The sequence below is a fragment of the Streptomyces sp. genome, assembly GCF_035644915.1.
Taxonomy (GTDB): Bacteria; Actinomycetota; Actinomycetes; order Streptomycetales; family Streptomycetaceae; genus Streptomyces.
On the sequence record NZ_DASQNP010000134.1, the window covers coordinates 1 to 25,396 of the forward strand.

At 73.4% G+C, this 25,396-nt stretch carries 29 protein-coding genes and 2 tRNA genes; 6 read left to right on the forward strand and 25 right to left on the reverse strand.

The features are described from left to right. On the forward strand, window positions 1-139 hold a 139-nt coding region (locus VE546_RS15405), incomplete at its 5' end, for a CAP domain-containing protein (protein ID WP_324922655.1). Between the two features lie 163 nt (window positions 140-302). Here the strand turns inward: VE546_RS15405 and mutM are convergent. The 10 genes from mutM to VE546_RS15455 all read right to left on the reverse strand — a co-directional run bounded on the left by mutM (window position 303) and on the right by VE546_RS15455 (window position 10,054). Further along, window positions 303-1,172 carry a bifunctional DNA-formamidopyrimidine glycosylase/DNA-(apurinic or apyrimidinic site) lyase gene (gene mutM, locus VE546_RS15410; protein ID WP_324922604.1) on the reverse strand — a complete coding sequence of 290 codons (870 nt, stop codon included), beginning with the start codon at window positions 1,170-1,172 and terminating at the stop codon, window positions 303-305. A 105-nt stretch (window positions 1,173-1,277) separates the two neighbouring features. Then, window positions 1,278-2,111 carry a ribonuclease III gene (gene rnc, locus VE546_RS15415; RefSeq protein ID WP_324922606.1) on the reverse strand — a complete coding sequence of 278 codons (834 nt, stop codon included), beginning with the start codon at window positions 2,109-2,111 and terminating at the stop codon, window positions 1,278-1,280. A 19-nt stretch (window positions 2,112-2,130) separates the two neighbouring features. Beyond that, a complete protein-coding gene (gene rpmF, locus VE546_RS15420; protein ID WP_031508259.1) occupies window positions 2,131-2,304 on the reverse strand; it encodes a 50S ribosomal protein L32 in 174 nt (57 codons plus the stop codon). A gap of 2 nt (window positions 2,305-2,306) precedes the next feature. Beyond that, complete coding sequence (locus VE546_RS15425; RefSeq protein WP_324922608.1) at window positions 2,307-2,966, reverse strand: DUF177 domain-containing protein; 660 nt, start codon at window positions 2,964-2,966, stop codon at window positions 2,307-2,309. 148 nt (window positions 2,967-3,114) lie between these two features. After that, entirely contained in the window at window positions 3,115-4,101 is a 987-nt protein-coding gene (locus tag VE546_RS15430) for a cell division initiation protein (protein ID WP_324922610.1), read from the reverse strand. Window positions 4,102-4,153: 52 nt separating this feature from the next. Continuing rightward, window positions 4,154-4,663 carry a pantetheine-phosphate adenylyltransferase gene (gene coaD / locus VE546_RS15435; protein ID WP_324922612.1) on the reverse strand — a complete coding sequence of 170 codons (510 nt, stop codon included), beginning with the start codon at window positions 4,661-4,663 and terminating at the stop codon, window positions 4,154-4,156. Then, window positions 4,660-5,256 (reverse strand): 16S rRNA (guanine(966)-N(2))-methyltransferase RsmD, encoded by a 597-nt coding sequence (gene rsmD / locus VE546_RS15440; protein ID WP_324922614.1) that lies wholly within the window; start codon window positions 5,254-5,256, stop codon window positions 4,660-4,662. Before rsmD ends, coaD begins: the two co-directional genes overlap by 4 nt. Window positions 5,257-5,327: 71 nt before the next feature. Then, entirely contained in the window at window positions 5,328-5,861 is a 534-nt protein-coding gene (locus tag VE546_RS15445) for a hypothetical protein (RefSeq protein WP_324922616.1), read from the reverse strand. A gap of 178 nt (window positions 5,862-6,039) precedes the next feature. Then, entirely contained in the window at window positions 6,040-8,313 is a 2,274-nt protein-coding gene (recG, locus tag VE546_RS15450; protein WP_324922617.1) for an ATP-dependent DNA helicase RecG, read from the reverse strand. A gap of 43 nt (window positions 8,314-8,356) precedes the next feature. Next, entirely contained in the window at window positions 8,357-10,054 is a 1,698-nt protein-coding gene (locus tag VE546_RS15455; protein ID WP_324922619.1) for a DAK2 domain-containing protein, read from the reverse strand. Between the two features lie 262 nt (window positions 10,055-10,316). Here VE546_RS15455 and rpmB point away from each other — a divergent pair, with 262 nt between their 5' ends. Beyond that, entirely contained in the window at window positions 10,317-10,502 is a 186-nt protein-coding gene (rpmB, locus tag VE546_RS15460; protein ID WP_093662092.1) for a 50S ribosomal protein L28, read from the forward strand. 161 nt (window positions 10,503-10,663) lie between these two features. On the opposite strand, the gene thiD is transcribed toward rpmB, so the two are convergent. Together thiD and VE546_RS15470 are read right to left on the reverse strand one after the other, a co-directional pair. Beyond that, window positions 10,664-11,470 (reverse strand): bifunctional hydroxymethylpyrimidine kinase/phosphomethylpyrimidine kinase, encoded by an 807-nt coding sequence (thiD, locus tag VE546_RS15465; protein WP_324922623.1) that lies wholly within the window; start codon window positions 11,468-11,470, stop codon window positions 10,664-10,666. 89 nt (window positions 11,471-11,559) lie between these two features. After that, complete coding sequence (locus VE546_RS15470; RefSeq protein ID WP_324922625.1) at window positions 11,560-12,501, reverse strand: thiamine-phosphate kinase; 942 nt, start codon at window positions 12,499-12,501, stop codon at window positions 11,560-11,562. A 248-nt stretch (window positions 12,502-12,749) separates the two neighbouring features. Here VE546_RS15470 and VE546_RS15475 point away from each other — a divergent pair, with 248 nt between their 5' ends. Together VE546_RS15475 and VE546_RS15480 are read left to right on the forward strand one after the other, a co-directional pair. Then, complete coding sequence (locus VE546_RS15475) at window positions 12,750-12,983, forward strand: Lrp/AsnC ligand binding domain-containing protein (protein WP_324922627.1); 234 nt, start codon at window positions 12,750-12,752, stop codon at window positions 12,981-12,983. Between the two features lie 19 nt (window positions 12,984-13,002). Continuing rightward, entirely contained in the window at window positions 13,003-13,533 is a 531-nt protein-coding gene (locus VE546_RS15480; protein ID WP_324922629.1) for a DUF3515 domain-containing protein, read from the forward strand. A gap of 95 nt (window positions 13,534-13,628) precedes the next feature. Here VE546_RS15480 and VE546_RS15485 read toward each other — a convergent pair whose 3' ends face one another. The 3 genes from VE546_RS15485 to VE546_RS15495 are packed head-to-tail and all read right to left on the reverse strand — an operon-like array spanning window position 13,629 to window position 16,684. Further along, entirely contained in the window at window positions 13,629-14,786 is a 1,158-nt protein-coding gene (locus tag VE546_RS15485; RefSeq protein WP_324922631.1) for a D-alanine--D-alanine ligase family protein, read from the reverse strand. 39 nt (window positions 14,787-14,825) lie between these two features. Further along, the gene (locus VE546_RS15490) at window positions 14,826-15,827 is read right to left on the reverse strand and encodes an NAD(P)H-dependent glycerol-3-phosphate dehydrogenase (RefSeq protein WP_324922633.1); all 1,002 of its coding nucleotides are present in this window, start codon (window positions 15,825-15,827) and stop codon (window positions 14,826-14,828) included. Continuing rightward, on the reverse strand, window positions 15,824-16,684 hold the full coding sequence (locus VE546_RS15495; protein ID WP_324922635.1) for a lysophospholipid acyltransferase family protein: 861 nt from the start codon (window positions 16,682-16,684) through the stop codon (window positions 15,824-15,826). Before VE546_RS15495 ends, VE546_RS15490 begins: the two co-directional genes overlap by 4 nt. Before the next feature lie 152 nt (window positions 16,685-16,836). Here VE546_RS15495 and cofC point away from each other — a divergent pair, with 152 nt between their 5' ends. Continuing rightward, window positions 16,837-17,496 carry a 2-phospho-L-lactate guanylyltransferase gene (gene cofC, locus VE546_RS15500; protein WP_324922637.1) on the forward strand — a complete coding sequence of 220 codons (660 nt, stop codon included), beginning with the start codon at window positions 16,837-16,839 and terminating at the stop codon, window positions 17,494-17,496. Here cofC and VE546_RS15505 read toward each other — a convergent pair. The 5 genes from VE546_RS15505 to leuC all read right to left on the reverse strand — a co-directional run bounded on the left by VE546_RS15505 (window position 17,468) and on the right by leuC (window position 21,053). Beyond that, window positions 17,468-17,671 carry a hypothetical protein gene (locus tag VE546_RS15505; protein ID WP_324922639.1) on the reverse strand — a complete coding sequence of 68 codons (204 nt, stop codon included), beginning with the start codon at window positions 17,669-17,671 and terminating at the stop codon, window positions 17,468-17,470. The genes cofC and VE546_RS15505 overlap by 29 nt on opposite strands. A 122-nt stretch (window positions 17,672-17,793) precedes the next feature. Next, entirely contained in the window at window positions 17,794-18,408 is a 615-nt protein-coding gene (locus VE546_RS15510) for an HU family DNA-binding protein (RefSeq protein ID WP_324922641.1), read from the reverse strand. Window positions 18,409-18,533: 125 nt separating this feature from the next. Continuing rightward, window positions 18,534-18,788, reverse strand: coding sequence for a hypothetical protein (locus VE546_RS15515; protein WP_324922643.1), 255 nt, complete (start codon window positions 18,786-18,788; stop codon window positions 18,534-18,536). 238 nt (window positions 18,789-19,026) lie between these two features. Next, the gene (gene leuD, locus VE546_RS15520) at window positions 19,027-19,620 is read right to left on the reverse strand and encodes a 3-isopropylmalate dehydratase small subunit (protein ID WP_324922645.1); all 594 of its coding nucleotides are present in this window, start codon (window positions 19,618-19,620) and stop codon (window positions 19,027-19,029) included. Between the two features lie 8 nt (window positions 19,621-19,628). Then, window positions 19,629-21,053, reverse strand: coding sequence for a 3-isopropylmalate dehydratase large subunit (leuC, locus tag VE546_RS15525; protein ID WP_324922647.1), 1,425 nt, complete (start codon window positions 21,051-21,053; stop codon window positions 19,629-19,631). 152 nt (window positions 21,054-21,205) lie between these two features. Here leuC and ndgR point away from each other — a divergent pair, with 152 nt between their 5' ends. After that, window positions 21,206-21,922, forward strand: a complete 717-nt coding sequence (ndgR, locus tag VE546_RS15530; protein WP_324922648.1) for an IclR family transcriptional regulator NdgR — start codon at window positions 21,206-21,208, stop codon at window positions 21,920-21,922. A gap of 135 nt (window positions 21,923-22,057) precedes the next feature. Here the strand turns inward: ndgR and VE546_RS15535 are convergent. The 5 genes from VE546_RS15535 to VE546_RS15555 all read right to left on the reverse strand — a co-directional run. Then, window positions 22,058-22,130 (reverse strand) — tRNA-Glu (locus tag VE546_RS15535). Between the two features lie 27 nt (window positions 22,131-22,157). Beyond that, window positions 22,158-22,229: transfer RNA gene (locus VE546_RS15540), tRNA-Gln, on the reverse strand. A 479-nt stretch (window positions 22,230-22,708) separates the two neighbouring features. Continuing rightward, window positions 22,709-24,199, reverse strand: coding sequence for a glutamate--tRNA ligase (gene gltX / locus VE546_RS15545; protein WP_324922650.1), 1,491 nt, complete (start codon window positions 24,197-24,199; stop codon window positions 22,709-22,711). Beyond that, window positions 24,192-24,974 carry a fumarylacetoacetate hydrolase family protein gene (locus tag VE546_RS15550; protein WP_324922652.1) on the reverse strand — a complete coding sequence of 261 codons (783 nt, stop codon included), beginning with the start codon at window positions 24,972-24,974 and terminating at the stop codon, window positions 24,192-24,194. Before VE546_RS15550 ends, gltX begins: the two co-directional genes overlap by 8 nt. 130 nt (window positions 24,975-25,104) lie before the next feature. After that, a partial coding sequence (locus tag VE546_RS15555; RefSeq protein WP_324922654.1) for a GTP-binding protein occupies window positions 25,105-25,396 on the reverse strand: 292 nt, incomplete at its 5' end.

Below are 25,396 nucleotides of genomic sequence, written 5' to 3' on the forward strand. Positions count from 1 at the left end.
CGCCCAGTCGGTGATGGACGCCTGGATGGACAGCCCCGGCCACCGCGCCAACATCCTCAACTGCGACTACCGGACCCTGGGCGTGGGCGCGCACTTCGCCGAGGGCGGCCCGTGGTGGACGCAGAACTTCGGCTTCTGAGACCTCCACGACCTGAGGCTCCGGGCCGCGCCGGGATCGGCCCCGGGCCGTCACCGGGCGGCGCCGGACCGGCCCGGAGGGCGTCGCGGGACGCGAACCCGTCCGTCAGGGTGAGACGGCACGCTCCTGCGGGGCGGCGCGCCCGGTCCCGTCCGGGCGCGGTTCAGCGCACCGTCGGGCGGGGCGGGCGCTGGCAGCGGGGGCAGAAGTAGCTGGAGCGGTTCATCCAGGGGCTGCGGCGCAGCGGGGTGGCGCAGCGGCGGCAGGGCAGGCCCTCGCGGCCGTAGGCGTCCAGGGAACGGTCGAAGTAGCCCGACTCGCCGTTGACGTTGACGTAGAGGCTGTCGAAGCTGGTCCCGCCGACGGCGAGGGCGGCGTTCATCACGTCGCGGATGTGGCCGAGCAGTTCGGCGGTGCGCGGGCGGGTGAGGGTGGCGGTGGGGCGGTCGTAGTGGAGGCGGGAGCGCCACAGCGCCTCGTCGGCGTAGATGTTGCCGACCCCGCTGATGAGCGACTGGTCGAGCAGCGCGCGCTTGACGGTGGTGCGGCGGCGGCGCAGGGCGGCGTGGAAGGCCGCCTCGTCGAAGGCCGGGTCCAGCGGGTCGCGGGCGATGTGGGATATGACGTCGGGCAGGCCGCCGGGCGTGGTCTCGTGGAGCGACAGTCCGCCGAAGGTGCGCTGGTCGACGAAGCGCAGTTCGGTGCCCGCCGCGTCGGCGAAGCGGATGCGCACGCGCAAGTGCTTCTCGTCGGGGGCGTCGTGCGGCTGGACGAGCAGTTGTCCGCTCATCCCCAGGTGGGCCAGGACGCAGTGACCGGTGCCGGTGCCGGTGAGCGGCAGCCACAGGTACTTGCCGCGGCGCAGGGGCGTGCCGATGCGCGCGCCCCGCAGCCGGCCGGCGAAGTCGGCCGCCCCGGCGACGTGGCGGCGGACCGCGCGCGGGTGCAGCACCTCGGCCTCGGCGACCGTACGGCCGCTGACCCAGCGTTCCAGTCCGCGCCGGACGACCTCGACCTCGGGCAGCTCGGGCAACGACGGCTCCTCGTCACTGGATCGCGGGTGGATCGACGTACCCACCCGCCCGGTTCCGGACGGGTGGGTACGGGAGGGGGACGGGCCGCCCGGAGGGGGCGCCGCTCAGGACACCTTCTCGGCGGCCTGGCCGGACTCCCGGCCGGCGCCGGCACCGGCTTCGGCGCCGCCGGCGTCGGCCGCGGCCCGGATCGCGCGCCAGGCGGCCTCCGCCGCCTGCTGCTCGGCCTCCTTCTTGCTGCGGCCGGTGCCGGTGCCGTACGCGACACCACCGACGCGGGCGGCAGCCGTGAAGGTCTTCTCGTGGTCGGGGCCGGTCTCGGTGACCAGGTACTCCGGGACGCCCAGTCCCTCGGCCGCGGTCAGTTCCTGGAGGCTGGTCTTCCAGTCCAGTCCGGCACCGAGGTTGGAGGACTCCTCGATCAGCGGGTCGAAGAGCCGGTGCACCAGTTCGCTCGCCGCCTCCAGCCCCTGGTCGAGGTAGACCGCGCCGATCACGGCCTCCAGGGTGTCGGCGAGGATCGACGCCTTGTCCCGGCCGCCCGTGCCCTCCTCGCCCCGGCCGAGCCGGATGAAGGCGCCCAGGTCGAGACCGCGGGCGACTCCGGCGAGCGCGCGCGAGTTGACCACCGCGGCGCGCAGCTTGGCGAGCTGGCCCTCGGGGAGGTCGGGGTGGGTGCGGTAGAGCGTGTCGGTGACCACCAGGCCGAGGACGGAGTCCCCCAGGAACTCCAGGCGCTCGTTGGTGGGCAGACCGCCGTTCTCGTACGCGTAGCTGCGGTGCGTCAGCGCACGCGTCAGAAGGGCGGACTCGAGCCGGTACCCGAGCCGCCCTTCCAGAAGCGTGTGGGACGAGGCCGCATCCACCAGACCCGCCTGCGCCTCCGGTTCACCCCCTCCACGGCGGGAGGGGGTTCCGGGCGTAGTGGCGTCTGACATGGAGCCCGTCACCCGCCGATCAGACCTCGAGGACCTGGCGGCGGTTGTAGGTGCCGCAGTTCGGGCAGGCGATGTGCTGCTGACGGGGCTCCTGGCAGCGCTCGCACTTCACCAGGGTGGGGACCGCAGCCTTCCACTGCGACCGGCGGTGGCGCGTGTTGCTGCGCGACATCTTCCGCTTCGGAACAGCCACGGCTATTTCTCCTGTGGATCGTCCCCGGCGGTGCGGGGGTCGTTGTCTTCGTCCTTCTCGCCGTCCCGGAGGGTGCCGGCGAGTCCTTCCAGAGCCGCCCACCGGATGTCGACGGCCTCGTTGTGGTCGTGCCCGGGGTCGTCCGCGAGCCGTGCCCCGCAGCGGGGGCACAGTCCGGGGCAGTCCTCCTGGCACACCGGCTGCAGCGGCAGTGACAGCACCACCGCGTCGCGCAGCACGGGCTCGAGGTCGAGCAGGTCGCCCTCGAGGTGGAACGTCTCCTCGTCCTCGGCGTCGTCGCCGGCGTCCGCGAAGCGGCTCCGGTCGTCGGCGTCGGGGTAGGAGAACATCTCCTGGAAGTCCGCCTCGCTCTCCTGCTCCAGCGGCTCCAGACACCTTACGCACTCCCCCGTCAGCGGCGCACGGACGGTGCCCGTGACGAGCACCCCTTCCATGACCGACTCCAGGCGGAGGTCGAGCTGCATGGGCGCGCCCTCCGGCACCCCGATGACCTCGATACCCATGTCCTTGGGGGCCGGGACCGTACGGGAGAACCGTTTGAGCGCACCGGGACGGCGCCCCAGCTCGCGCGTGTCGAGCACGAGGGGGGAGCGGGGGTCGAGGGGGGCGTTCAGGGCTTCCTGCTTTCTACGGTCTGGCACCGGCTGGCTCCGAATCCGGTCCGGACATCCGGTCCGGCGTCCGATCCGGGCAGCCGAGCGTCGCGGGCGGACCACGACCGAACAGCCAGGATACTGGACGGGCCGCCCCGGTCCCAATCCGGCTCCGGACGGACGCGGCCGGATGCGGCTAGCGGCCCTGCTCGTACTGCCTGAGCTGCTCCATGTCGATCATGCTGGTGTCGAAGAAGCTGGTCTCGTCGAGCGCCGCGGGCTGCTGCTGGGGCTGGTACGGCGGCGGAGGCGGCACCTGGCCCGGCTGGTAGCCCTGCTGGGAGTAGCCGTAGCCGTCCTGCTGGGGCTGGTGCTGCGCCTGCTGGTAGCCGTACGGATCGGCCGCCGGCTGCGGCTCGTACCCGGACTGCCGGTCCGCCGCGGGGGCCGCGGGCGTCCGGGCTGCGGCGGCGAGGTCCGCGAGGTAGTCGGCGGGGTCGACGGGCTGCGCCTGGTCGTCCTGGGCGGCCAGGTGGGCGCCCAGCTCGTCGATGGGGCGGTGGCCGGTGAGCTTCTGCCGTCCGCGGCCGACCGCCTCCAGCGTCTTGGTGAGCACCGCCTCGAACGCCCGGAACTGGGCCTCCACGTACGCGTCGGCGCGCCGGCGCAGCTCGACGGGGTCGGTGGAGCGCTCCGGGATGTCCGCGTCGCCCTCCTCGCCGTAGGGGTCGGCCCCCGGGCCCTGGCCGAGGAGCTTCTCGCGGCCCCGGTCGACCGAGCCGATGGTCTTGCTCAGCACGACCTCGAAGTTGGCGAGCTTGCTGTCGACGTAGTCGTCGGCCTCGGCGCGGATCTCCTCGGCCTCCCGGCGGGCCTGGGCCAGGATGCGGTCGGCCTCCTCCTGCGAGCGGCGGGCGATCTCGGTGCCGGAGATCAGCGCGCTGCGCTCGGCCTGCGCGGACTCGATGATCCGCTGGGCCTCCTGCCGGGCCTCGGCGATCATCTGTTCCCGGTCGCCGAGCAGCTCCTGTGCCTGGGCGAGCGAGCCGGGCAGCGCCTGCCGCACCTCCTCCAGCATGGCCAGCAGCTCCGCGCGGTTGACCACGCAGGAGGCCGACATGGGCATGGAGCGGGCGTTCTCGACCGTCGCGACGATGTCGTCGAGTTTCTGCTGTACGTCCACGGGAGTGACTGTACGGGCAGCGGCCGCCGGTGCGACACCGGATGCCGGAAGGTCAGGGCCGGGCGAGGCGGGCGCGCAGGGCCCGGAGCACGGCGGGCGGCACCAGGTGGGAGACGTCGCCGCCCCAGGCCGCGACCTCCTTGACCAGGCTGGAGGAGAGGAAGCTGTAGGTCGGGTTGGTCGGCACGAACAGCGTCTCCACGCCGGAGAGCCCGTTGTTCATCTGGGCCATCTGCAGTTCGTAGTCGAAGTCGCTGACCGCCCGCAGGCCCTTGACGATGGCGGGGATGTCGCGCTGCTTGCAGAAGTCCACCAGCAGGCCGTGGAAGGACTCGACCCGCACGTTGGCGTACTCGCCGGTGACCTGGCGGATCAGGTCGATGCGCTCGTCGACGGTGAACAGGCCCTTCTTGGACTTGTTGATCATCACCGCGACGTACACCTCGTCGTAGAGCTTGGAGGCGCGGGCGATGATGTCGAGGTGTCCGTTGGTGATGGGGTCGAAGGACCCCGGACAGACGGCGCGGCGCACTGGTGGTTCCTCGCTCTCCGTACGGGTCATGACGCCTCGGCGGTTTCTTCTTCGGCTTCTCCGGCGGCGCGACCGTACCAAAGCGTGCCCTCGCCGTAGCGGCGGGACCGCAGCCCCTCGAACCCGGCGGGCCAGCGGAATTCGCCGCCTCTGGTGCTGCGTTCCACGGTGGCCAGGGCATCGTCCGCGAGCCACCCCCGGGCGCGGAGTGTGAGAAGGATCTCCCGGACGTCGTCGTCGCCGACGGCGTACGGCGGGTCGAGGAACACCAGGTCGTACGGCTCCTCGGGGACGGGCCCCCGCACCACCTGCTCGGCCCTGCCCGTGCGGACCTCGGCCCCGGGCAGGCCGACGCCGCGGACGTTCTGGCGGATGGTGCGCACGGCCCGGGCGTCGGACTCGACCAGCAGGACGTGCGCGGCGCCGCGCGAGAGCGCCTCCAGGCCGACCGCGCCCGAGCCCCCGTACAGATCGAGCACCCGCAGGCCGGCCAGCGAGCCCAGCAGCGACTCCCAGGTGGAGAACAGCCCCTCGCGCGCCCGGTCGGAGGTGGGACGGGTGCCCTGGCCGGGCGGCACCGCCAGCCGTCGTCCGCCGGCCGTTCCGGCGATCACGCGGGTCATCGCTTCGTCGTCCTCCGGGCTCTCGGGCAGTGGGGGCGGCGGCCGTGCGGCCGCCGCCCCCACGATAGGCGTCAGCCCGCCGCCCGGTCCTCCCCGGCCTCCGCGGCGGCGGCCCCCACCAGGGCGGGCGAGGCGTAGCGCGACCAGGACAGGCAGCCGTCCGGCGGGCAGTACTCCGGGCGGCGCGGGTCGTGGCCCAGTTCGCGCAGCTTGGTGCGCACCGAGTCCGGCGTGCGGCCGAAGCGCGCGGCTATCCGGGCGATGGTCTCGCCGGCGTGGAAGCGCTGGGTGAGGTCCTCCTCGTGCTGGGGGACCCAGGGGGCGCCGTGGCCGGGGAACAACTCGCGCAGCACGTCGCGGTCGGGGATCGGCTCCGCGACGTCGGCGACGAGGGCGAGGGCGCGCAGCGCGCGGTTGAGCGCGATCCGCAGCGCGGGCACCTCGGAGAGCGGCAGGGTGAGCGTGCCGGAGGCCAGCGGAGCCTGCGGGGCGTCCTCCTGCCAGCCGGTCAGGGAGAGGGTCACGGTGGAGTCGTCGTCGCTGGCGAGTTCGATCCGGAAGACCTTGTCGCCGAGCGGCAGTTCGTTGAGATGCCGGAATGCCATGAAAGCAGCCCCCAGTGGTCCAAGCCGACCGATCTCCGTGCGGACCGGTCCGGAACACCTCCATTCTTCCGCCCACCACTGACAGTGACGCTCCGTGACCGCCCGCACGGGGCGTACCGGCCGGGGCACACCGGACGGCCCGCGCGGCCGGCAGCGCGCTCCCCCTTCTCGCCCCTTCTCACCCTTTTTCCAAGTACTCCTCGCGCTCCTCGTCCAGCAGGGCGTCCAGGGCGGCGCGCAGTTCGGGCAGCCGCTCCAGCTCGGGGTCGGCGGCGACGATCTCGGTCGCCCGCGCCCGGGCGGCCACGATGATCTCCTCGTCGTCGATGACCGTGAGCATCCGCAGGGACGACCGGGTGCCGGACTGCGCCTGGCCCAGCACGTCGCCCTCGCGGCGCTGCTCCAGGTCGATCCGGGACAGCTCGAAGCCGTCCTGCGTGGCGGCGACCGCCGCCAGCCGGGCGCGGGCCGGGCTGCCCTCGGGCGCCTCGCTGACCAGCAGGCACAGCCCCGGCGCGCTGCCGCGCCCGACCCGGCCGCGCAACTGGTGGAGCTGGGAGACGCCGAAGCGGTCCGCGTCCATGATCACCATCACGGTGGCGTTGGGCACGTTCACCCCGACCTCGATGACGGTCGTGGCGACCAGGACGTCCACCTCGCCCGCGGCGAAGCGGCGCATCACCTCGTCCTTGGCGTCCGGCTGCATCCGGCCGTGCAGCACCGCCACGCGGAGCCCCTCCAGCGGCCCGGAGGCGAGCTGTTCGGCGACGTCGAGGACGGCCAGCGGGGGACGGCGCTCGCCGTCCCCGTCGGCGCCCTCGCCGTCCCCGCCGCTCCCGCGGGCGGGGCCGGCCGGCTCCTCCTCGCCGTCCCCGGTGCCGTCCCCGGCGTCGTCCCCGATGCGCGGGCAGACCACGTACGCCTGGTGCCCGGCGGCCACCTCCTCGCGGACCCGCTCCCAGGCGCGCGTGAGGAAGTGGGGCTTCTCCCGGGCGGGCACCACGTGGCTGGCGATGGGCGAGCGCCCGGCCGGGAGCTGGTCCAGCACGGAGGTCTCCAGGTCCCCGAAGACCGTCATCGCGACCGTGCGCGGGATCGGCGTGGCGGTCATCACCAGCAGGTGCGGGGGCTGCTTCCCCTTGGAGCGCAGGGCGTCGCGCTGCTCCACGCCGAAGCGGTGCTGCTCGTCCACCACCACCAGGCCCAGGTCGTGGAACTGCACCTTGTCCTCGATCAGGGCATGGGTGCCGACCACGATCCCGGCCTCGCCGGTGGCCAGGTCCAGCAGCGCCCGGCGGCGGGCGGCGGCGCCCATCGAACCGGTGAGCAGCACCACCTTGGTGCCCTGTTCGGCGCCGCCGAGCATGCCGCCCTCGGCCAGCTCGCCCATCATCTCGGTGATCGAGCGGTGGTGCTGCTGGGCCAGCACCTCGGTCGGGGCCAGCATCGCGGCCTGTCCGCCCGCGTCCACGACGGCGAGCATGGCGCGCAGCGCCACCAGCGTCTTGCCGGAGCCGACCTCGCCCTGGAGCAGCCGGTGCATCGGGTGCTCGGTGGCCAGGTCGTCGAAGATCTCCCGGCTGACGGCCCGCTGCCCCTCGGTGAGGGTGAACGGCAGCCGGGCGTCGAAGGCGTCCAGCAGTCCGCCCTCGCGCGGCCTGCGCGGCACGGCGGGGAGCTGGCCCTCGGCGAGCCGGCGACGGGCCAGGGCGACCTGGAGGACGAACGCCTCGTCCCACTTGAGACGGGACCGTGCCTGCTCGACGTCCGCCCTGGTGCGTGGCTGGTGGATCTTGTCCAGCGCCTCCGGCAGCGCCATCAGCCCGTACTCCTCGCGCAGCGCGGCCGGCAGCGGGTCGGCGAGCCCGGCCCAGCCGGTGGCCCGCAGGGAGTCCAGGACGGTGGCGACGGCCTTGGCGATCTTCCAGGACTCGATCTGCTTGCAGGCCGGGTAGATCGGCATCAGGCGCCCGGCGAACGCGTCCACCGCGTCCGCGCCGCTGTCGGCGCCCAGCAGCTCGTAGGCGGGGTGGGAGAGCTGGAGCCTGCGGTTGAAGACCCCGACCTTGCCCGCGAACATGCCGCGGCGGCCGGGCAGCAGCTCCCGGTGGTGATGGTGGACGGACCGTCCGAAGAAGACGAGCTGGAGGCGTCCGCTGCCGTCGGTGAGCGTGACCTCCAGCCGCTTGCCGCGCCCCTGGTTGAAGGTGTGCACGCGGGCGTCGGCGACCTGGGCGACGACGGTGACGTGCTCGTCCAGCGGCAGGTCGGCGAGCCGGGTCAGCTCGCCGCGCTCGGCGTACCGCCGCGGGTAGTGGTGCAGCAGGTCGCCGACGGTGTGCAGGCCGAGGTGCTCGGCCATCACCTTCGCGGTGGTGCCGCCGAGCACCTTCCTCAGCGGTTCCGTCAGAGGGTCTTCCGTGGTCTTCTCCAGCGCGGGCACGTCCCCCATTGCACACCACGGCACCGACAGCCCCGGTGCGCGACCCGGCGGGTCACTCCACGCCGATCAGCAGCGGCCCGCTCTGCCGCCCCCGGTAGACGAGCGTGTCCACGGCCAGGTGGGCACGCCGCACGTGCTCCTGGAGGCGCTCCGCCAGACCCTCGGGGGCGTCCGCGCCGACCACCAGGGTCACCAGTTCGCCGCCCGCCGCGAGCATCCGGTCCAGCACGGCGGCGGCCACCTCCGCCGGCTCGGTCCCGATCAGCGCCACGTCCCCGTCGATCAGCCCGAGCACGTCGCCGGCCTGGCAGATCCCGGCGGTGGTCCACGCCTGCCGTTCGGCGACGCACAGCTCGCCGTACCGGGTGGCCCCGGCGGCCGCGGTCATGGCCACGACGTCCTCGTCGAAGCGGCGGCCGGGTTCGTGGACGGCGAGCGCGGCGATGCCCTGCACCGGGGAGCGGGTGGGGACGATGGCGACGCGCAGTCCCTCGGCGCGGACCTGCTCGGCGGCCGCCGCGGCGGCGTGCCGCAGCTCGGGGTCGTTGGGGAGCAGGACGACCTCGGAGGCGTTGGTGCGCCGCAGCGCCTGGGCCAGCTCGCTGCTGGCGGGCGGCTCCCCGGGCCGTGCGGTGACGGCCGTGGCGCCCGCCTCGGCGCACAGGTCGGCCAGCCCGTCGCCGGGCACCACCGCGACCACGGCGCGGGACGCGGTGCGGTCGGCGCCGCGGTCCGCGGACCGGCCGGGCCGGTCGCCGAGGCGCGTGATCCGGATGCGGAACGGGCGGCCCGCCTCGATCCCGGCCTCCACGGCGGCACCCGCGTCGTCCACGTGGACGTGGACGTTCCACAGCCCGTCGCCGCCGACCACCACCAGGCAGTCGCCGAGGGCGTCGAGCCGGGCGCGCAGGGCGGCGACGGCGTCGTCGTCGGCCTCCAGGAGGTAGAGGACCTCGTAGGCCGGGCCGTCCACCGCCGCGCCGGGGCCGTCACCGGGCCCGGTCTCCCGCCCGGCCGGCTCCCCGGTCGCCGGGCGGGGCGTCCGCGGGGCGCCGCACCCGGCCCGTTCGGCGATCGGACCCATGGGCCGTTCCCCGGTGAGCGCCCCGACCAGCGCGCCCAGGACGGCGACCAGGCCGTAGCCGCCCGCGTCCACCACGCCCGCGCGGGACAGCGCCGGGAGCTGGTCCGGGGTGGCCTCCAGGGCCGTGCGGGCCGCCGCCCAGGCGGCGCGGGCCACCGCGGCGCAGTCCCCGGCGGCGTCCCCGGCGGCCCGGGCGGCGGCGGACGCCACGGTGAGCACGGTCCCCTCCACCGGGCGGGCCACCGCCGCCCGGGCCGAGGCGGCGGCGCGGCGCAGCGCGCGGCGCAGCAGCTCGGCGTCGTCGCTTCCCGCGCCCTCCCCGGCGGCCTCCCCGGCGGCCTTGTCCTCCGCGTCCTCCGCCGCGCCGATCTCCTCGGCCATGCCGCGCAGCAACTGCGCCAGGATCGTCCCGGAGTTGCCGCGCGCGCCGATCAGCGCGCCGTGGGCCATGGCGCGCACGGCCCGGGCCCGGGTGGGCTCCTCCGCGCAGGCCGCCTCCACGGCCCGGGCGGCGGACTCCACGGTCAGGTAGAGGTTGGTGCCGGTGTCCGCGTCCGCCACCGGGTAGACGTTGATCGCGTCGATCGTCTCGCGGTCCCGGCCCAGCGCCTCGAGCGCCCGGGCGCACCAGTTCCGTACCGCGGCAACGTCGAGCGGATGCGGCACGGACGGGCCTCCTCACGAGCTGCGGCCGGACGGCCGGGCGGACAGCGGCGACGGCCGAAGGCTAGTGCCGTGGTGGGGGCCCGCCGGGACCGGGGGCGGGACGCGCATGGTAATTTCATGGTCCGGACGCGGCCGAGGTATGCTGCTCCGGTTGCCTGACCCGAGTCGGGCACTACCCATTCCCTGGCAGTGCCGGTCATCCCCTGATCCTGCCGACGCCGGGATTTCACTGTAAGTGCATCTGAAGTCTTTGGAGTGACCCGTGGCTGCCAACTGCGACGTCTGCGGCAAGGGGCCGGGCTTCGGCAACAACATCTCGCACTCGCACCGCCGTACCTCCCGCCGTTGGAACCCCAACATCCAGCGGGTGCGTGCGATGGTCGGTCGGACGCCGAAGCGGCTCAACGTGTGCACCTCGTGCATCAAGGCCGGCAAGGTCTCGCGCTGAACACCTGACCCCTCCCCGCCGCGGCGGGGACGGTCCGGTGTCGCGCTGACGTGACGTCCAGCGCGGCGGCCTCGCCGGTTGCCGAAGAGCCGGTCCACCCCGGGTGGACCGGCTCTTCGGCGTGCGCACGCGGCGTACGGACCCGCACGGGCCCGTACGCCTCAGGCATCCCGGTCGTCCAGCCGCCAGCCGTGGTCCACCGGCCCGATGCCGCCGCCCAGGGCGAAGCCGGCGGCGATGGCGCCCGTCACGTACTCCTTGGCATCGCCGACCGCCTCCGGCACGGAGCGTCCCTTCGCCAACCGGGCGGCGATGGCGCTGGCGAGGGTGCAGCCCGTGCCGTGGGTGTGGCGGTTGTCGTGGCGCGGCGCGCGCAGCCAGTGCCGGTCGGTGCCGTCGGTGAGCAGGTCCACCGCGGTGTCCCCGTCCTTCAGGTGGCCGCCCTTGACCAGGACCCACCGCGGCCCGTGGGCCAGCACCGCCTCCGCGGCGCGCGGCAGGTCGGCCTCCGTCTCGACCCGTACGCCGGTGAGCTGGGCGACCTCGTCCAGGTTGGGGGTGGCGACGGTGGCCTTCGGCAGCAGCGCGGTGCGCACCACCTCCAGCGCCTCGGGCGCCAGCAGCGGGTCGCCGTGCTTGGAGACGCCCACGGGGTCGACGACCACCGGCACCGTGAGGCCGTCGAGGAGGTCGGCGACGGTCGCGACCAGCTCGGCGGTCGCCAGCATGCCGGTCTTGACCGCCTGCACCCCGATGTCGTCCACGACGCTGCGGAACTGCTGCCGCACGGCGTCGGCGGGCAGTTCCCAGGCGCCCTGCACGCCCAGGGAGTTCTGCGCGGTGACGGCGGTGAGCACACTCATCCCGTGGGTGCCCAGCGCCAGCATGGTCTTCAGGTCGGCCTGGATGCCCGCCCCGCCGCCCGAGTCGGATCCGGCGACGGTGAGGACTCGCGGTGGTGTACGCATGCCCGCAGCCTACGGCCGGGGCGCACGCCGCCCGGTACCGGACCTGGAGCCGGGCGGCGGAACCCTCCCGTCCGCCGGACCCGGCCCCCTCAGTTACCGAAGTGGTCCCACCCGCCCTTGTTCCACGGCACGCCGTCCACCGTCACCTGCGGCATCGCGGAGGGGTGGAGCACCTCGCCGATGCGCCGCCAGCGGGCGGGCAGCTTGCTCTCCGGGGGGAAGGTGGCGACGATCGCGTGGTCCTCTCCCCCGGTGAGCACCCACTGCAGCGGATCGACGCCCACCGCCTGCCCGATGTCGGACATCTGGGCGGGGATGTCCAGGGCGGCCGAGCGCACGTCGATGCGGACCTTGCTGGCCTCGGCGATGTGTCCGAGGTCGGCGACGAGCCCGTCGCTCACGTCGGTCATCGCGGTGGCGCCCAGCTCGGCCGCCGCGGGGCCCGCCTGGTACGGCGGCTCGGGACGGCGGTGGGCCTCGACGAAGGCACGCGGGGAGCGGAATCCGCGGGCGAGCACCGCGTGCCCGGCGGCCGACCAGCCCAGCCAGCCGGTCACCGCGACGATGTCGCCGGGCCGCGCGCCCGACCGGGTGACCGGCTCGCGGTTGCGCAGGTCGCCCAGGGCGGTGATCGCCACGGTGATGGTGTCGCCGCGCACCACGTCCCCGCCGACCACGGCCGCGCCCGCCACCTGGCACTCGTCGTGGAGGCCGTCCATCAGCTCGGTGGGCCAGGTGGCCGGCAGTTCGGCCGGGACGACGAGGCCGAGCAGCAGCGCGGTGGGCTCGGCTCCCATGGCGGCGATGTCCGCCAGGTTCTGCGCGGCGGCCTTGCGGCCCACGTCGTACGCGGTGGACCAGTCGCGCCGGAAGTGCCGCCCCTCCAGCAGCAGGTCCGTGCTGGCCACGACGCGCCGGTCGGGCGCGGCGACCACGGCCGCGTCGTCGCCCGGGCCGATCCGTACGGCCGGGGTGGGGGTGATCCGCGAGGTCAGCTCCCGGATCAGTCCGAACTCCCCGAGCTCCCCCACGGTCCGGCCGGGGGTCCTGGGGGCACCCCCAGTGAAACGAGGGGGAGGGTGTCCCCCGGGAGAACTCAACATCGTCGTGCCCCTTCGTCAGTGCGCTCGAACGGTACCGCCGTCGCCGGCCGGCCGGTCCACCAGCCCGTCGACCCGTCGCACCCGCCCGTGGTGCGGGTCTCCCCGGTGGTGTCGGCTACGCGGTACCGTGGCGTCCCTTCTTCCCACATGATCCTCGTAGCCGCCCTGGAGGTTCCGTGGTACAGGCGTACATCCTGATCCAGACCGAGGTCGGCAAGGCCTCGACCGTCGCCGAGGTGGTCGGCGGGATCCCGGGGGTGATCCAGGCCGAGGACGTGACCGGGCCCTATGACGTGATCGTGCGCGCGCAGGCCGACACGGTGGACGACCTGGGCCGCATGGTGGTGGCCAGGATCCAGCGCGTGGAGGGCATCACGCGGACCCTGACCTGCCCGGTCGTGCATCTGTAGCTCCCCGTATGCTCGCCCGGTGAGCTTCTCGCCCCGCCGGTCCCGCCCGCTGCCCGTGCCGTCGGCCGTCTCGCCGTCCGTATCACTGAGCGCCGCCGTCGCCGTGCTCGTCACGGTGGCCGGCTGTACGTCCGGCGACGACGGCCCCCGGCCGCCGGTGCCGAGCCCCACGGGCCGGGCCGCCACGGCCTGCCGCGCGCTGTACGACGCGCTGCCGGAGCGGGTGGACGGACAGCCGCGGGTGGAGCTCTCCCCCGGAACGCGGTACGCCGCGGTGTGGGGCGATCCCGCGATCGAGCTGGGCTGCGGGGTGCCGCGGCCCGAGGTGCTCACGCCCGGCAGTGAACACTACAACCCCACCGCCGAGGCGGTGGAGGTGAACGGCGTCTCCTGGCTGTCGGAGGAGCGGGACGGCGGTTACCGGTTCACCACCACCGGCCGCACGGTCTTCGTGCGCGTGACGGTGCCCGACGACTACGCGCCGGAGGTCAACGCCCTGGTCGACCTCGCGGACGCGGTGCGCGGGGCGATCCCCGAGAAGCCGTTGTGACGTCCGGCCGCCGCCGGTCCCGCCGGCGGCGGCCCCGTCCCCGTCGTCCCTCCCGGCCTGCGGCCCGGCCGGCGCCGCCCAGCGGGCCGGTCCGGTCAGCGCAGCCCGGTCGGGCGGCGCAGCGCGGCGCGGATGAGGCGGTCGACCAGCTCGGAGTAGCCGACGCCGCTCGCCTCCCACATGCGCGGGTACATGGAGATGGGCGTGAAGCCGGGCATCGTGTTGATCTCGTTGATCACGAACTCGCCGTTGTCCAGCAGGAAGAAGTCCGCACGGACCAGTCCCTCGCAGGAGGCCGCCTCGAAGGCCCGCACGGCCAGCTCCTGGACCCGCCGGGTCTGCTCGTCGGTCAGCGGGGCGGGCACGACGCCCTCGGCGGAGTCGATGTACTTGGCCTCGAAGTCGTAGAAGTCGTGGGCGGCGGGCGGCGGGATCTCGGCCGGGACGCTGGCGCGCGGCCCGTCCTCGAACTCCAGGACGCCGCACTCGATCTCGCGGCCGCGCAGCAGCGACTCCACGATGATCTTCGGGTCGTGGCGCCGCGCCTCGGCGATCGCCTCGTCCAGGCCGGCCAGGTCCTCGACCTTGGTGATGCCGAAGGAGGACCCGGCGCGGGCGGGTTTGACGAAGACCGGCCAGCCGTGGTCGGCCGCGAAGTCCACGATCTTCTTGCGGGCCGCCGTCTCGTCCCGCTCCCACTCGCGCGGCCGGATCACCGTGTACGGGCCGACGGGCAGCCCGAAGGAGGTGAAGACCCGCTTCATGTACTCCTTGTCCATGCCGACCGCCGAGGCCAGGACGCCGGAGCCGACGTAGGGCACGCCGGCGAGGTCCAGCAGGCCCTGGAGCGTGCCGTCCTCGCCGTACGGGCCGTGCAGCACGGGGAAGACGACGTCGACCTCGCCGAGCACCTTGGGCACCGAGCCCGGTTCGGTGTAGACCACCTCGCGGTTGGCCGGTTCGAAGGGCAGCAGCACCGATCCCGTGTCGGACTCGGCGAGCTGTTCCACGCTCGGCAGCGCACGGCCGGTGATGGCCATCCGCTCGGGGTCGTCGGCGGTCAGCGCCCAGCGGCCGTCTGCGGTGATGCCGATGGGCAGGACGTCGTAGGCGGTGCGGTCGATGGCGCGCAGCACGGCGCCCGCGGTGACCACGGAGATCGCGTGCTCGGAGCTGCGGCCGCCGAAGACGACGGCGACGCGCGGCCTGCGGCCGGCCGGCGAGGGGTTCTGGGAGGAGGACTGGCTGCTCATATCCGGTCGAGATTACCTAACGTAGTGACGGTGGGGCAGTCAGCGGCGCTCGGCCTTGGCGCTGCGCGACATCAGTTCCTTGAGTGCGACCAGTGGCGGCTTGCCCTCGTGGACGATACCGACGACGGTCTCGGTGATGGGCATCTCGACGCCGTGTCGCCGGGCCAGATCCAGCACGGACTCGCAGGACTTGACGCCCTCGGCGGTCTGCCGGGTGATCGCGACGGTCTCCTCCAGGGTCATGCCCTTGCCGAGGTTGGTGCCGAAGGTGTGGTTGCGCGACAGCGGCGAGGAGCAGGTGGCGACCAGGTCGCCCAGGCCCGCCAGGCCGGCGAAGGTGTGCGCGTCGGCGCCCATCGCCAGCCCGAGCCGGGTGGTCTCGGCCAGTCCCCGGGTGATCAGCGAGGCCTTGGCGTTGTCGCCCAGGCCCATGCCGTCGGCGATGCCGACGGCCAGCGCGATGACGTTCTTCACGGCCCCGCCCAGCTCGCAGCCGACGACGTCGGTGTTGGTGTACGGGCGGAAGTACGGGGTGTGGCAGGCCGCCTGGAGCCGCCGGGCCACGGCCTCGTCGCGGCAGGCGACGACGGAGGCGGCGGGCTGCCGGTCGGCGATCTCACGGGCGAGGTTGGGTCCGCTGAGCACGGCGATCCGGTCCGGACCGGCTCCGGCGACCTCCTCGATGACCTCGCTCATCCGCTTGGCGGTGCCCAGTTCGATCCCCTTCATCAGGGAGACGAGCACGGTGTCCGGCGGCAGCAGCGGCGTCCACCGGGCGAGGTTGTCGCGCAGGGTCTGGGAGGGCACGGCCAGCACCGTGAACTCCGCACCGGCGGCGGCCTCGGCCGGGTCGGTGGTGGCGCGGACGGCGTCGGGGAGCGTGACGCCCGGCAGGTAGTCGGGGTTGGTGCGGGTGGTGTTGACCGCCTCGGCCACCTCCGCGCGGCGTCCCCACAGGGTCACCTCGCAGCCCGCGTCGGCGAGCACCACCGCGAAGGCGGTTCCCCATGATCCGGTGCCGTACACGGCGACTCGCGTCACGCGTTCTCTCCCTCGGCGGCCGTGCCGTTCCTGGTGCTGCCGGCGGCCGTGCCGTTCCTGGTGGTGCCGGTGGTGCTGTTGGCGTTGCCGGCGGTGCCGTTGCCGGCGGATCCCGCGGCGCCGGACGACCTGCGCCGGTCCTCGGCGAGCGCCCTGCGGCGGTCGTAGCGCTGGGCGGGTGCCGGCTCGCCGCGCAGCTCGGCCAGCAGGTCGGTGATCGCGTCCATGATGACGTCGGTGACCTCGCGCAGCAGTTCCACGGTGGGTTCGCGGTCGTAGAACCGCGACAGGTCGATGGGCGGTCCGACCAGCACCCTGAGCGTCTTGCGCGGGAAGAGCCTGACCCGCTTCCGCCTGGCGTACGGCGGTACGGCCTCGTGGGCGCCCCACTGGGCGACGGGGATGACGGGCGCCTTGGTGAGCAGGGCGACGCGGGCGGCGCCGGTCTTGCCCTCCATCGGCCACAGGTCGGGGTCGCGGGTGAGGGTGCCCTCGGGGTAGAAGGCCACGCACTCGCCCTTGTTGATCGCCTCGACGGCGGCGCGGAAGGCGTTGGCGGCGTCGACGGTGTCCCGGTAGACGGGGATCTGCCCGGTGCCGCGCATCACCGCGCCGACGAATCCGCCCCTGAAGAGGGAGTCCTTGGCCAGGAAACGGGGGACGCGGCCGGTGTTGTACTGGAAGTGGGCGTAGGAGAGCGGGTCGAGATAGGAGTTGTGATTCACCACGGTGATGAATCCGCCCTCGGCCGGAATGTGCTCCGCTCCGCGCCAGTCCCGCTTGAACAGCAACAGCAGGGGCGGTTTCGCCAAAGCCGCGGCCAAGCGGTACCAGAAGCCGATTCTGTGGCGGGACACCCGGACACCATCTCCTCTTGCCTGGCCTGCTGCGGCACTCGCGCCACCGGAAACAACCGCACAAGTGTCGCCCCAGGTCGTCACCCTGTCGAGCACACCGTAACCCCGGGGGCCGCGGACGGCTCCGGCGGTGGGGGGTGAGAATGGAGGCGATGGATCACGACGACGGAGCGGGCGCAGCGGTCCCGTGGACGCTGGTCGTGCCCCTGAAGCCCTTGGGGCGGGCGAAGAGCAGGCTCGCCGCGGCGGCCGGGGAGGACCTGCGGCCCGAACTGGCACTGGCCTTCGCCCTGGACACCGTGGGCGCGGCGCTGGCCTGCCCGGCGGTGGAGGATGTGGTGATCGTCACGGACGATCCGCGCGCGGGGGCGGAACTGGCCGCCGTGGGAGCGCGGATCGTGCCGGACGCCCCGGCCGCCGGGCTGAACGCCGCGCTGGAGCACGGCGAGGCGGTCGTACGGGCGCGGCGTCCCGGTGCCGCGGTGGCCGCGCTGAACGCGGACCTGCCCGCGCTGCGGCCGGCCGAACTGGCGCGGGTGCTCGCCGCCGTGCGGGCGCATCCCCGGGCCTTCCTGGCCGATGCCGCCGGGGTGGGCACCACCCTGCTCGCCGCGGCTCCCGGCACCGCCCTGGCCCCGGCCTTCGGCGGCGCCTCGCGCGCCCGCCACCTGCGCTCCGGTGCGGTGGAGATCACCTTGTCCGGCGTGGAGAGCGTACGGCGGGACGTGGACACCGGCGAGGACCTGGCCGCGGCACTGGCCCTGGGGGTGGGCCCGCACACGCTCAGAACGTCTGCAGCGTCACCAGCGTGATCCGGCGCCGTCCGCCCTCGCCGTCGGTCTCGATCCGCACGCGCTGGCCCGGGCGCAGCAGCCGCAGACCGCCCGCGTCGAAGGCTGCGGCGTCGAAGGGGAGGGGCGTGCCGTCGTCGAGGAGCACGCTGCCGCTGCGGGTCGCGGGGTCGTAGGTGTACGCGGTGGCCTGCATGCCGACGAGCCTAGACGAGCGGCGGGTCCGGGCGGCGGGCGCCCGGACAGGCCGCGGGCCGGGCTCCAGGGGAGTCCGGCCCGGCGCGGTCGTGCACGTGGTCGGGTACGCGGTCGCCCGCCTCACTTCCGGCGGCCGGCGGCCTTCTTGGCGCTGGTCTTGCGTGCCGGGCTCTTGCGGGCGGGGGCCTTCTTGGCCGCGGATTTCTTGGCCGGCGCCTTCTTCGCCGTGGCCTTCTTGGCCGCCGTCTTCTTGGCGGCCGTCTGCTTGGCGGCGGCCTGCTTGGCCGGCGCCTTCTTCGCGGTGGTCTTCTTGGCCGTCGTCTTCTTGGCGGCGGCCTGCTTGGCCGGGGCCGCCTTCTTGGCGGCGGCCTTCTTCGCCGTGGCCTTGCGGGTGGCGGTGCCGCCCGAGAGGCTTCCCTTGGGCGCCTTCTTCACGGCGACGTCGTTCTTGGGCAGTTTCTTGGCGCCGCTGACCAGGTCCTTGAAGCCCTGGCCGGCGCGGAACCGGGGAACGGAGGTCTTCTTGACCCTGACGCGTTCGCCGGTCTGGGGGTTGCGGGCGTAGCGGGCCGGACGCTCCACCTTCTCGAACGAGCCGAAGCCGGTGACCGAGACCCGGTCCCCGGCGACGACCGCGCGGACGATCGCGTCCAGCACCACATCGACCGCGTCGGCGGCCTGCTGGCGTCCGCCGAGCTTGTCGGCAATTGCTTCAACGAGCTGCGCCTTGTTCACGTCTTCCCCTTCGGAGGCATTGCCTGAACGGATCTGTCCGAGCTTTTTCGCACGTTAGGCGGATATTTACCGTAAATCAAACGCGAAACGGGCGAATCACCCTTGTGTCGCAACAAACACGACCGTCACGCGCTTCCCTGTGCGCACCGGTCTTCCTGTTCCGTGGGGAATCTGCCCTTGCCGATGTCCTCCATCAGACGATCCAGTCGCCGCGCCGCGCCGGCCAGATCGTGCTTGGAGGCGGCCGTGATGGCGAGGAGCCGCCGGGCGAGCGCCGCCCGTACGTCCTGGGGCACTTGCAGCGTGCGCACCATGGTGTGCGCGTCCTTCAAACGGGCGGCGACGAGGTCGTAGAGCGGGAGTTGACCGTCGCGTTCCATGCACAGATTGTGCCATTGGAGGCGAGTTGTCACCTCGAAGGGCCCCAACACGCCGGGGGCCGGGTCCCGGAGTGATCCAACTCCGCGCTGTGGACGGCGACTTCAGCCCGCCACCGCTCCCCCGCTCCCCCGGCTCCCGCGTCCCCTCCCACACGCCCGAGCGCCCCCGGCTCGGGCCGGGGGCGCTCGGAAGGGGTGCCGCGGGGCGGTCGGCGGACGACCGCCCGTAACCGGCGCGTCAGACGGGAAGGGTCCGCGGTTTGAAGGAGGGCCGCTTCGCCTCGTACGCGGCGATGTCGTCCTCGTGCCGCAGGGTGATGCTGATGTCGTCCAGCCCCTCCAGCAGCCGCCGGCGGGCGTTCTCGTCCAGCTCGAAGTCCGCTTCCACACCGGGGGCGGTGACCTTGCGCGTCACCAGGTCCACGGTGATCTCCGCCGCCGGGTCGGCCTCGGTCAGCTCCCACAGCCGGTCCACGGTCTCCTGCGGCAGGACGACCGTGAGCAGGCCGTTCTTGAGCGAGTTGCCGCGGAAGATGTCGGCGAAGCGGGAGGAGATCACGGCCTTGAAACCGTAGTTCTGCAGCGCCCAGACGGCGTGCTCGCGGGAGGACCCGGTACCGAAGTCGGGCCCGGCCACCAGCACGGTGGCCCCCTGCCGCTCGGGGCGGTTGAGCACGAACTCCGGGTCCTTGCGCCACGCCTCGAACAGGCCGTCCTCGAAGCCGTCGCGGGTGACCTTCTTCAGCCAGTGCGCGGGGATGATCTGGTCGGTGTCGACGTTGCTGCGGCGCAGCGGCACGGCGCGGCCGGTGTGGGTGGTGAAGGCTTCCATGGCTGTTCTCAGACTCCCGCGGGCTGGCGTACGTCGGACAGGTCGGCGGGCGAGGCCAGGTGGCCCAGCACCGCGGTGGCGGCGGCGACCTGCGGGGAGACCAGGTGGGTGCGGCCGCCCTTGCCCTGCCTGCCCTCGAAGTTGCGGTTGGAGGTGGACGCGGCGCGCTCCCCGGGCCTGAGCTGGTCGGGGTTCATGCCCAGACACATCGAACAGCCCGCGTGCCGCCACTCGGCGCCGGCCTCGGTGAACACCTTGTCCAGCCCCTCCTCGACGGCCTGGAGCGCGACCCGTACCGAGCCGGGCACGACCAGCATCCGCACCCCGTCGGCGACCTTCCGGCCCCTGAGGACGGCGGCGGCCGAGCGCAGGTCCTCGATCCGGCCGTTGGTGCAGGAGCCGACGAAGACGGTGTCCACGGAGATCTCGCGCAGCGGCTGCCCGGGGGTGAGCCCCATGTACTCCAGCGCCTTCTCGGCGGCCAGCCTCTCGCTGGGGTCGGCGAAGGAGGCCGGGTCCGGCACCGTCTCGCTCAGCGGCGCGCCCTGCCCGGGGTTGGTGCCCCAGGTGACGAACGGCGCCAGCTCGGCGGCGTCGATGACCACCTCGCGGTCGAAGACGGCGTCGGGGTCGGTGCGCAGGGTCCGCCAGTACTCCACGGCCGCGTCCCAGTCGGCGCCCTCGGGGGCGTGCTCGCGGCCCTTGAGGTAGGCGAAGGTGGTCTCGTCCGGGGCGATCATCCCGGCCCGGGCCCCGGCCTCGATGGACATGTTGCAGATGGTCATCCGCGCCTCCATCGACAGCTTCTCGATGGCCGGGCCGCGGTACTCGATCACATAGCCCTGGCCGCCGCCGGTGCCGATCCTCGCGATGATCGCCAGGATCAGGTCCTTGGCGGTCACGCCCTCGGGCAGTTCGCCGTCGACCGTGATGGCCATGGTCCTGAAGGGAGCCATCGGCAGGGTCTGGGTGGCCAGGACGTGCTCGACCTGGCTGGTGCCGATGCCGAACGCCAGCGCGCCGAACGCGCCGTGCGTGGAGGTGTGGCTGTCGCCGCAGACCACGGTCATGCCCGGCTGGGTCAGCCCGAGCTGCGGTCCCACCACGTGGACGACGCCCTGCTCGACGTCGCCGAGCGGGTGCAGACGGACCCCGAAGTCCGCGCAGTTCTTGCGCAGCGTCTCCAGTTGGACGCGGGAGACGGGGTCGGCGATGGGCTTGTCGATGTCGATGGTGGGGGTGTTGTGGTCCTCGGTGGCGATGGTGAGGTCCGTCCGCCGCACCCGGCGCCCGCTCTTGCGCAGCCCGTCGAACGCCTGGGGGCTGGTGACCTCGTGCAGCAGGTGCAGATCGATGTAGAGGAGGTCGGGCTCGCCTTCCGCGCGCCGGACGACATGGTCGTCCCAGACCTTCTCCGCGAGTGTCCGTCCCATCGCTTTCCCTCCGGCCGGCAGCACCGCCGGCCTCGTCTCGGCGTCCATGCCGCCGCACCCGCACCGGCGGGGTGGCGACCGTCACTCCAGCTTGGCGGGTGTTTGGGGAAATTGAACTTGCGTTTCGTAATGTGAGACGCGAGTATCGTTGCATGGACAACTCTAGCGGCGTCGGCGTACTCGACAAGGCGGCTCTGGTGTTGAGCGCTCTGGAGTCCGGTCCGGCCACCCTCGCCGGGCTGGTCGCGGCGACCGGGCTCGCGCGCCCCACGGCGCACCGGCTGGCGGTGGCCCTGGAGCACCACCGTTTCGTGGCCCGCGACATGCAGGGCCGGTTCATCCTGGGTCCGCGGCTGGCCGAGCTGGCCGCCGCCGCGGGCGAGGACCGCCTCCTCGCCGCGGCGGGCCCGGTGCTCACGCACCTGCGCGACGTGACCGGGGAGAGCGCCCAGCTCTACCGGCGCCAGGGCGACATGCGGATCTGCGTGGCCGCGGCGGAACGGCTGTCCGGCCTGCGGGACACCGTGCCGGTCGGCTCCACGCTGCCGATGAAGGCCGGCTCGGCGGCCCAGGTCCTGATGGCCTGGGAGGAGCCCGAGCGGCTGCACCGGGGCCTGCAGGGCGCCCGGTTCACGGCGACGGCCCTCTCCGGCGTACGGCGGCGGGGCTGGGCCCAGTCCATCGGCGAACGCGAGCCCGGCGTCGCCTCCGTCTCCGCGCCCGTGCGCGGCCCCTCCAACCGCGTGGTGGCGGCCGTGTCGGTCTCGGGCCCGATCGAGCGCCTGACCCGCCACCCGGGCCGGATGCACGCCCAGGCGATCGTGGAGGCCGCCGCCCGGCTGACCGAGGCGCTGCGCCGCGGCAACTGACCGTCACCGGTCGGCACCGGCGGTCCACCGGCACCGCACGGGCCCGTTCGGCCGGGGCCCGGCCGGTGAGGCCGTGCGCCGCACCACAACGCAGGAGGCCCTCCGCCGAAGCGGAGGGCCTCCTGCCGTTTCCCGTACCCCCGACCGGATTCGAACCGGCGCTACCGCCTTGAGAGGGCGGCGTGCTAGGCCGCTACACAACGGGGGCGTGGGATCTCGCTGGGAGAAGATCTCGCTGGGGTACCAGGACTCGAACCTAGACTAACTGAACCAGAATCAGTCGTGCTGCCAATTACACCATACCCCACCGGAACTCAACCTCTTGCGAGGTTTTCGTTCGGGTGGCCGCCGTTCGGTTTTCCGGCCTTTCGGCCTTCCCGCCCGGCGACGGGAAGAACATTACCTGATCGAAGCCCGTGCTCCAAAACGGGTTCCCGCCGGGTCGGCCGGAGGCGGCGGCGCCCCTTCTCCGGCCACCCTCCGCGTACACGGCGTCACCGGGGGACAGGCCGGACGGGGCCGCGCGGCGCGGGCGCGGGAGGGCGCCTCCCCAACCCGTGCCGCCGCGCCGGAGGTTGGCGCACGCCCCCGTCCGGGCCGGCCCCGCCGGGGGCCCGGCGTACGGGCCCGGCCCGGGCCCGTGACGGCTCCCCCGCCGGGCACCACCGCCCCGGCCGTACGGGCGGCCCGTACGGCCGGAGGGCCGCGGAAACGCCGAGGAGGCCGGGAGCGGACTCCCGGCCTCCACATGGGCCTCTTACGCGCGCGGAACGGCCTCGGCGGCCGTCAGGACTCCGCCCGGGCCTCCAGCTTCGCCAGGGCGGCGTCCAGCCGGGCCAGGGTGCGCTCCCGGCCGAGGACCTCCAGGGACTCGAAGAGCGGCAGGCCGACGGTGCGGCCGGTGACGGCCACCCGGACCGGGGCCTGGGCCTTGCCCAGCTTCAGGCCGTGCTCCTCGCCGGCCGCCAGGACCGCCTCCTTCAGCGCCTCGGCGTTCCACCCGGCCTCCGCCAGCTTCGCGCGGGCGGTGCGCAGCAGGGCGTCCGCGCCGGGCTTCATCGCCTTGTTCCAGGACGCCTCGTCCTCCACCGGCTCGTCCAGGAAGAGGAAGTCGACGTTGGCGGTGATGTCCGACAGGACGGTCACCCGGGTCTGGGCCAGGGGCGCCAGGGCCTCGAAGGCGGCGCGGTCGAACTTCTCCGGCGCCCAGGGGGCGTGCGGGGCCTTCAGCCACGGCTCGCACCGGGCGATGAAGTCCTTGGTGTCCAGCTCCCGGATGTGCGTGGCGTTGATCGCCTCGCACTTCTTGAGGTCGAAGCGCGCCGGGTTGGCGTTGACCTCCCGGACGTCGAAGGCCGCGACCATCTCCTCCAGCGAGAAGATGTCCCGGTCCTCGGCGATCGACCAGCCCAGCAGGGCGAGGTAGTTGAGCAGGCCCTCGGGGAGGAAGCCGCGCTCGCGGTAGAGGTTGAGCGAGGACTGCGGGTCGCGCTTGGAGAGCTTCTTGTTGCCCTCGCCCATCACGTACGGCAGGTGTCCGAACTCCGGGATGGTGCCGTTGCCCACGCCGATGTCGGCCAGCGCCCGGTACAGGGCGATCTGGCGCGGGGTGGAGGAGAGCAGGTCCTCGCCGCGCAGGACGTGGGTGATCTCCATCAGGGCGTCGTCGACCGGGTTGACCAGCGTGTACAGCGGGGCGCCGTTGGCCCGGACGATGCCGTAGTCGGGGACGTTCTCCGGGGTGAAGGTCAGCTCGCCGCGGACCAGGTCGGTGAAGGTGATGGGCTCGTCCGGCATCCGGAAGCGGATGATCGAGGGGCGGCCCTCGGCCTCGTACGCGGCCCGCTGCCCGTCGGTCAGGGTGCGGCACGTGCCGTCGTAGCCCGAGGGCTTCCCGGCCTTGCGGGCGGCCTCCCGGCGCTCCTCCAGCTCCTCGGCGGTGCAGTAGCAGCGGTAGGCGTGGCCGGCCTCCAGCAGCCTGCGCGCGACGTCGTCGTAGATGTCCCTGCGCTGCGACTGGCGGTACGGGGCGTGCGGGCCGCCGACCTCGGGGCCCTCGTCCCAGGTCAGTCCGAGCCAGCGCATCGAGTCCAGGAGCTGCTCGTAGGACTCCTCCGAGTCGCGGGCGGCGTCGGTGTCCTCGATGCGGAAGACCATGGTGCCGCCGTGGTGCCGGGCGAACGCCCAGTTGAACAGGGCGGTGCGGACCAGGCCCACGTGGGGGTTGCCGGTCGGCGAGGGACAGAACCGTACGCGTACGTCAGATGCGCTAGCCACGCTTGATCACCTTGTTGGTGAGAGTGCCGATGCCTTCGATGGTGACGGCGACCTCGTCGCCGACGTTGAGGGGGCCGACGCCCGACGGGGTGCCGGTGAGGATGACGTCGCCGGGGAGCAGCGTCATCGCCTCGGTGATGTGGACGACGAGGTCCTCGATGGAGCGCACCATCTGGCCGGTGCGGCCGAGCTGCCGCTGCTCGCCGTTGACCGTGCACATGATGGCCAGGTCCGAGGGGTCGACGTCGGTGACGATCCAAGGCCCCAGCGGGCAGGAGCTGTCGAAGCCCTTGGCCCTGGCCCACTGGTCCTCGGTGCGCTGGACGTCACGGGCCGTGACGTCGTTGGCGCAGGTGTAGCCCAGGATGACGTCCGCCACCCGCTCGCGGGGCACCTGGCTGCACATCCGGCCGATCACCACGGCCAGCTCGGCCTCGTGGTGCACCTCGCGGGAGAAGGACGGGTAGACGATGGGGTCGCCGGGGCCGATCACCGAGGTGGAGGGCTTGAAGAAGGCGGTCGGGACCTCGGGGACCTCATGGCCCAGTTCCGCGGCGTGCTCGGCGTAGTTCCGGCCGATCGCCACCACCTTGTTGGGCAGGACGGGCGGCAGCAGCCGGACCTTGTCCACGGGGACCCGCCTGCCGGAACGCTCGAACTCGGCGAAGGGGTGGCCCTTGATGATGTCGAGGACGAGGCCGTCGCCGACTCCGGCCTCCCCTTCCACGACTCCGAACGCGACGTTGCCGTCGATGGAGAATCTGGCGATGCGCACGGGTGGTGCTGCCCCTCGTTGATCGCGGGTGGGAGTTGACACTCAAGGGTAAGCCCCGCACACCGGGGGTGTGCGGGGCCCTGCCGCGCGCGTACCGGGAGGGGAGCGCCGGGGAGCCGGGGCGTCCGGCTCAGCGCAGGCGCGCCATGAGCGCGTGCTCGACGAGCGTGATCAGGGCGCTCTTGGCCTCCGCGCGCTGCCGGGCGTCGGTGGTGATGATCGGCGCGTCCGGGCCGATCTGCAGCGCCTCGCGCACCTCGTCCGGCGTGTACGGCTGGTGTCCGTCGAAGCCGTTGAGCGCGATCACGAACGGCAGGCCCGAGTTCTCGAAGTAGTCCACCGCCGGGAAGCAGTCGGCCAGCCGGCGGGTGTCCACCAGCACCACCGCGCCGATCGCGCCGCGCACCAGGTCGTCCCACATG